Below are 5,562 nucleotides of genomic sequence, written 5' to 3'. Positions count from 1 at the left end.
TGTCACCAAAACATCCACGGGGGCAAGTCGAAAGACTAGGATATCCAGGAGCCGGATGAGGGGAAACTTTCACGTCCGGATTTGAAGGAGAGGTGCCCTGGGTAATACCAGGCATCGACTCTAATCATATATAGATCTAAAAGAAGATTGTTAAGTTATCAAAATTTAACCTTGACATCCTTCATGACTAACCCTTCCGGTCTAAACCGGAAGGGTTATTATCATAAGTTGACCAGAAGCAAACCCGTAGCTTAACAGAAGTTAACCAAAATTTATCCCAACTAACCCTTCCCGATTAGCGGGTGTTCATGGTAAAACTCATCAGTAAGTGAACCATGCCAAAAGTACACTAACCTGATGACGATGAAAAAATTGACCTTGCTAAAGCAAACTTTGTTCCTCCTTCTTAGCTTATTTTTTTCCGTAGTGGCAACCCCCCTGCCAGAAATTGCTGAAGCAATGCCAACTCTGGTATCTAGCCGACAGCAGTATAATCCACAGCTCAATGACCTTCTTCATCAAGCACGAGAGTTGGTAGATGCGGGTGACTATCAGGGAGCTGTTGCTGTTTACGAAGAAGCAGCTAAGCTGGAACAAGGAAACCCTAAGATTTTTTCGGGCATTGGCTACTTACAAGCAAGTCTGGGCAAATTCCAAGAAGCTGCCGCCGCTTACAAAAAAGCGATCGCACTAGAGCCAGAAAATCCTAATTTCCATTACGCACTGGGTTACAGTCTGGCCAATGCTGGGGACAATGCTGGTGCTGCTACGGCCTATCGTCGTGCCACTAGACTTAACCGGGATAATATTAACGCCTATTTTGGTTTGGCCATTACCCTGCTACGTCAAAAGGACTATCAACGGGCCATAGAAACCTATGAAAAAATCCTGGAAATTGAGCCAGACAATCTAACAGTATACCAGTTAATCGGTGCAGCTTGGTTAGAGCAGGAAAATTCCGAAGAAGCCATAAAAGTGTTCCAAAAGGCAGCGGAAATTGCTCCGAACGAAACCCGTATCCAACTAAGTTTGGGCACAGCTTGGTTGATACATGGGGATGAGATGGCTGGACTGGCGGCTTTTGAAAAAGCGGTGAAATTAGCGCCTCGTAATCCTCAAATTCACCTCCAGATCGGTCAAATTCTCGAATCGAGAGGGAATTTATCCAAGGCCCTCAAAGCATTTCGTCGAGCAGCTTCTGCCAAACCTGATTTAGTAGAAGCACAGGAGTACATCGGGAAAATTCTTCTAGCCCAAGAACAATACGTACCAGCAGTAGTGACCTATAGACGTTTAATTGAACTGGCTCCGAAAAATGCCCAAGCTCACTATAACCTAGGAGTAGCCTTAAAAAAACGTTCTCGCGTCACCGAAGCCCTCACTGCTATCGAAAAAGCCCTAGAACTTTACCAGAGTCAACGGGATAACGAAGGGATTGAGCAGACCGAGTCTCTGCTCAAGGAACTGCAAAATTTCCTTTAAGGATCAGTCAGTGAGGGAATCATATTAAGTCCTGATAATTACCCTTAATCAAAATCTAGCTCATCTGTCCATCTCCCTATCTCCCCATCAATCTCTTTGATTTTAGGTATTCAACCGGACTTGAGATTAGGGGATAGAATTGCTATGGCTCAAGGCAACTTGAGACTATAGGGCATTGCGCGATCGCAATAACGCTACAGAAAGTATCAATCCGCACCATTTCGGTAAATTTTTGTTAAAGATAACCTAAAAATTCCGTAAACTCCCTGGCTTTCCCTGAGAAATAATCTAGAGGTCAAGTTCCTTGACTACTATAGGTACCCCCAGACAACTAGCTAGTTGTGCAGTAGCAAAAGATGAATAATCGGCAAAGTAAGCCCTCAACCAGAAGGTTGGGCATATTGCGCTTAACACAAAAAGCCATAACCCTAATGGGATGGGTGGTTATGGCTTTTTCTGGAAATTATGCCCTAGCCCAGATTAACCCTGATCAAACCTTGGGTAATGAATCTTCAGTGGTAACACCAAATGCAACGATTAGGGGAGAGCCAGGGGATTTGATTGAAGGGGGAGCAGCGCGAGGTAGTAACCTGTTCCACAGCTTTCAAGATTTTAATGTTGGTCAGCTACAGCGGGTTTACTTTGCCAATCCAGCCGGAATCGAGAACATACTCTCTCGGGTGACCGGGAGTAATATCTCCAATATTCTAGGAACTCTTGGTGTCGATGGTGCAGCCAATCTGTTTTTACTCAATCCCAATGGCATTGTGTTTGGCCACAATGCCAGGTTGGATGTCGCAGGTTCCTTTGTCGCCAGTACAGCCAATAGTTTAGTGTTCAACAATGGTACACAATTCAGTGCCACCAATCCAGAAGCCCCCCCTTTATTGAGTATTAATATTACTCCGGGATTGCAGTATGGCTTGAATCACCCCAAACCCAGCAAAATCACGAACGCTGGTTATTTAGTAGTGGGGCAAGACCTAACCCTAGCTGCTGGTCAGCTTGACTTACAAGGTCAACTAATTGCTGGGGGAGATTTGACACTCCATGCAGAAGATACAGTTCAAATAAGGGATAGTATCGGGCAACCATTTATTGCCGCTGCTGGCGGTAAGTTATTGATTCAGGGCAATCAAGGGGTGGATATATTTGCCTTGAACCATCCAGACAGTGGTCTTTTTTCCGGTGGGGATCTGGTTTTGCGGTCACAAAATACGGTCGCCGGTGATGCCCACTATTGGAGTGGTGGCAGTTTCCGGATTGAACAGCTCGATGGCAGCCTCGGAGATTTATTTAGTCCCGATGACCCGATAATTCGCTCAGTTGGGGATGTTAGTTTCAACAGCTATCTAGGAACCTCCCTACATATCGTGGCAGGGGGAGCGGTAGAGATCGGCTCTGTGATCATTACAGGCAATGAAACAGGTACAGAAGGAATAGACTTTATTTCCGAAGCCATTACCTTATCTAATGGCACAGTAGTGGATATTAATGGTCAGACTGAACCGACTCTTGATGTTCGTGCTGGAGTAGATCCGAATCAAGTTGGTATCCCTGGACTGACAGGCAACCAATTCTTTGGTGACTTGTTCAATTTGAATCTCTTTGGCAGACCCACTATTACCAATACTGCCACCAGTGCAGATATTAAAATCGGCACGATCGCTTTTGCTAATGTCAATATATTAGACTTGTTGTTCCAAAACATATCTGCCAATGATCTGTTGGCAGGAAAGGTTTTGCTCACCAATCAGTACAAGCCTAATCCTTCACTAGCAGGAGATATTGAAGTTTCAGCTACTCTAGGTTCGTTAGTGCCAACTCTGGCAAATCTAGCCATTCAGAACGGTGAAGTATTAAAGGGAGGGTCAGTTACTATCGATTCTCGCGGTAGCATTACTCTCAACGGTATAGTTAATACCATTGCTATTCCAAATAATGATCCGTCTAATCCTATTCCAAATGACGATCCGTCTAAGCTTTTCTCTGGCAATGGGGGTGATGTCACGTTTTTGGCCAATGATAACATCACCCTCAATCCAGGTTCTTTCATTGCTTCTGCTGGAATAGAGGGAGGTAAGATCACCCTCAACAGCGGTAGCAACTTTTTGCTTGATGACTCTGGTGTTGTTACTGTTACAACTGGGGCAGGTGTAGGAGGAAATTTAATTGTCAATGCCCCTGAGTCAGTGACATTAATTAATAGAGAAGGGTCAGGCTTCAGCAATTTGGGGGAATTGGTCACCAACTTCACCAATTCCAACTTGCTAGAACGGCTCCTCCGAGTTTTCAATGGGTCTGGCTTGGCAACGGTTACAACTGGACCAGGTAATTCTGGGGACTTAACCATTAACACCAGAACCTTGAGTATCCAAAACCAAGCCCAAAACCAAGAATCACGGAGTCTAGCTGGAGCTGCTACTGTCACTTTACGTGATAGTAGTGGCAATAGTGGAAATTTAACTGTTAACGCTGAGTCAGTAGACATTGTCGGCAACGAAACAGCTCCATTTATCCCTACTCCTAACGAACGAGTAGCCTTGGCTATCAGAGCTATTCCCACGGGGTTGACGACTGCTACTAACAGTACTGGTAAGGCAGGGGACTTAACCGTTAATACCCAACGTTTAACGATTGAGAATGGAGCTGGAGTAACCACAGCAACTGTTAACAGAAGGCTAGACAACGCAAAGGATGGGGGAAATTTAACCATAAATGCCACTGAGTCAGTGACATTGTCGGGCAAGGTTACCTTGGCTAGCGCTACCTTGAACTCAGGTGATGCCGGTGAGTTAAAGGTCACAACACCCACACTGACTCTAGAGAAGGGAGCGGTGATTGCTTCTGATACCACTGGTTCAGGGAATGCTGGGGAATTAACGATTAAGACCGAGAAACTTTTAGTACGTGATGGCTCCAGAATTGGCGCAGCAACAGGAAATAGTGGTACGGGAGCCAATATAACAGTCATCGCTTCGGACTTAGTCGAGTTAGTTGGCACTGCTGTCGATGATGAGAATAATGTAGTTCCTAGTGGAATATTCGCTAACTCTCAATTCATTAACGATGAAATAAATCCACTTGGCGATGCTGGCAGCATTAACATTGAGACAGAAAAGTTGATTGTCCGGGATGGAGCAGTTGTATCGAGTTCTACCGAAGCCGCTGGGGCTGGTGGAACGATAACTATTGATGTTAATACTCTCGAAATTACGACTGGTGGACAACTTCGCACCACTGCCTTTGGGGATGGTCGGGCTGGTAACATTACCCTGAATATCGATAAGACGGTGGTGATCGCAAATCCCAATAGCGGACTGTTAGCAGAGACTGAAGGGGCTGGGGCTGGTGGAACGATCACGATTAATACTCAAGACTTAACACTCCAAGATGAAGCACAGATTTCTGCATCTACCTCTGGTACAGGAACCTCTGGAAGCATTGTTGTTGAGAATGCTGACTCTGTCCAGCTTGCCGACAACAGCTCAATTTCAACGGAGGTAAAGGCTGGTGCAGAGGTAAACGCTAGCCCAGGGGAGGAAGTGGGTACGATTGATATTCAGACGGGTAAGCTTTCTTTAACCAATGGCTCTGAAATAACTGCCAGCACCTCTGGGCTTGGGAATGCCGGTAGTATCACCATACAAGATGCTCAACAGGTTAACCTTAATCGGAATAGTTCCATATCCACAGCAGTAAATACTAAAGCAGTAGGCAATGGTGGTAATGTCGATATTGAAACCAAGTCTCTATCCCTAGATCAAACCTCGACCATTGAAGCGAATACTGCCGGTGAGGGCAATGGTGGCAATGTCGATATTGAAATCAAGTCTCTATCCCTGGACAATGAATCGAAAATCCTAGCTAGTACAGATAGTAAAGGGGATGCTGGTAGTATCACCATACAAGAAGCTCAACAGGTTGACCTTAATCGGAATAGTTCCATATCCACCGCAGTAAATACTGGTGCAGTTGGCAATGGTGGGAATATTGATCTAAAAACCGAGTCCCTATCCCTAGATCACACCTCGACAATTGAAGCAAGTACTGCCGGTAACGGAAATGCCGGTAGTATCA

Annotated in this window: 2 protein-coding genes; both read left to right on the top strand. The window is 45.3% G+C overall.

The window, feature by feature from the left end; translation table 11 throughout:
• Nucleotides 1-363: 363 nt before the first annotated feature.
• On the top strand, nt 364-1,482 hold the full coding sequence (locus F6K20_RS22365) for a tetratricopeptide repeat protein (RefSeq protein ID WP_287296070.1): 1,119 nt from the start codon (nt 364-366) through the stop codon (nt 1,480-1,482).
• A gap of 356 nt (nt 1,483-1,838) precedes the next feature.
• Nucleotides 1,839-5,562, top strand: a 3,724-nt coding sequence (locus tag F6K20_RS22360; protein ID WP_287296068.1) for a two-partner secretion domain-containing protein, incomplete at its 3' end; no start/stop codon positions are given.

The sequence above is a fragment of the Moorena sp. SIO2C4 genome (genome assembly GCF_010672485.1).
GTDB classification, from domain to species: Bacteria; Cyanobacteriota; Cyanobacteriia; order Cyanobacteriales; family Coleofasciculaceae; genus Moorena; species Moorena producens.
Note: the sequence above shows the minus strand (reverse complement) of the source record. Positions and strands in the feature narration are given on the sequence as shown.

Coding starts and splice junctions, on each gene's coding strand:
- F6K20_RS22365 (WP_287296070.1), top strand. CDS start 364: ATGAAAAAATTGACCTTGCTAAAGCAAACTTTGTTCCTCCTTCTTAGC.